The 1,629-nt window shown below is 75.4% G+C and carries 2 protein-coding genes; both read right to left on the bottom strand.

All coding sequences use genetic code 11. The features are described 5' to 3' along the window. Positions 1-110 precede the first annotated feature (110 nt). Positions 111-536, bottom strand: a complete 426-nt coding sequence (locus ACT4N8_RS11270) for a hypothetical protein (RefSeq protein ID WP_444858220.1) — start codon at positions 534-536, stop codon at positions 111-113. A gap of 60 nt (positions 537-596) precedes the next feature. Next, a partial coding sequence (locus tag ACT4N8_RS11265) for an amidase (RefSeq protein ID WP_444858219.1) occupies positions 597-1,629 on the bottom strand: 1,033 nt, incomplete at its 5' end.

Below are 1,629 nucleotides of genomic sequence, written 5' to 3'. Positions count from 1 at the left end.
GGGGGCCGCCGGGGGGCCCCGCCACACACAACCGCGGGCGGGTGGGGGTTTGCGTAAAACGCGACGGGGGGCGGGCGGACGCGCGCCCCCCCGCCGCCCCCGACGGTGACTCAGTAGGTGACCGAATACCCGCGGCCGCTCATGCACGAGGCGAACGCCGCGTTGTACGCGTCCGTCGCCTTCGAATACTTGTAGCCTCCGCCGGTCGCCGCACCACCCACCGCGCCGACTCCTGCGCCGATCCCGGCGCTCTTGCCGACATCACCGCCCGTCGCGGCTCCGATGGCCGCGCCCGCCGCCGCTCCGGCGAGCGCTCCGCCAGCGGCGCCGACGCCGGCGCCTTTGGCGGTCTCGGTTCCGCGGCTCGTCTGATCCGCCGCGAGCCGTTCGCAGGCCGCCGTATCCGCCGCTTGCTGCGAGGCGGTCTGCCCGCGGGCCGCCGTCACGTACGGGCCGCCGCCCGCCGTCCGAGAGCCCGCTGTCGCGCATCCCGCGACGATCATCGCGGAGAGAACGATCACACCCAGGTGCTTCATCGCTCGGTACCTCCCGGTATCCCGGGTCCCTGAATGTTGCAGCCGGGATGCCAGCGAGCGTCACCCGGGGCGGCGGTCAGCCCAGGGGCGCGCGGTCTCCAGCTGGGCCGCCAGCCGGAACAGCGTGGCCTCGTCGCCGAAGCGCCCGATGAAGTGCGCGCCCACCGGAAGGCCCGCGGAATTCCACGTCAACGGCACCGACATCGCGGGCTGCCCGGTGGCGTTCGCCAGCGGCGTGAACGGCACGTATTCGGCGGCGCGCAGGAAGCCCGCGAGGGGGTTGTCGGGGGTCGCGTCGAAGGTGCCGAGCGGCGGCGGCGGCTCGGCGACCACGGGCGTCAGCAGGACGTCCCAGTCCTGCATGAACATCGCGACGGCCCGGCCGATCATCTGAAGCCCCTGCACGGCCGCGAGGTAGTCCGGGCCACTGCGCTGACGGCCGGCCTCCGCGAGCGCCCACGTCAGCGGCTCGACAGTCTCCGGCGTCACGGTGCGGCCGGTGGCGCGCGCCATCGCATCGACCGTCCACGCGACGCCGGTCGTCCAGACGGTGACGAAGCAGTCCGTGATCATCTCGCCGGAGACGGGCAGCGTCGCCTCGTCCACCCGGTGGCCCAGCGATGCGCAGAGCTCGGCGGCGTCGCGCACCGCGGTCACGCAGTCCGCATGGATCGCGCTGCCCGTCGGCGCCGCGGTGACGGCGGCGATGCGGAGGCGGCCCGGCGGCGCGCCGACTTCCTCCCGGAACGTGCCGGCCGGCGGGGGCGCCCAGTAGGGCGCGCCGAGGTCGGGGCCGGCCGTCGCATCGAGCAGCGCCGCGCTGTCGCGCACCGAGCGGGTGACCGCGTGCTCCACGACGAGGCCGTTCATGAGGTCGCCGAGGAACGGGCCGAGCGGATTGCGCGCGCGCGTGGGCTTCAGGCCGAAGACGCCGCAGCAGCTCGCCGGGATGCGGATCGAGCCGCCGCCGTCGTTCGCGTGCGCGAGGGGGACCACGCGCGCGGCGACGGCGGCGGCCGATAAGCCCCTCGAGCCGCCGGGGGAGCGCCGCGCAAAACCAGGGTTGCGCGCCCGGCCCAACAGCCGCGGCGCC

Origin of the sequence: Sphingosinicella sp., from assembly GCF_052387495.1 — a bacterium.
Lineage (GTDB): Bacteria > Pseudomonadota > Alphaproteobacteria > Sphingomonadales > Sphingomonadaceae > Allosphingosinicella.
The sequence above is the reverse complement of the archived record's forward strand: the minus strand, read 5'-3'. Positions and strand labels throughout refer to the sequence as shown.

Coding starts and splice junctions, on each gene's coding strand:
- ACT4N8_RS11270 (WP_444858220.1), bottom strand. CDS start 536: ATGAAGCACCTGGGTGTGATCGTTCTCTCCGCGATGATCGTCGCGGGA.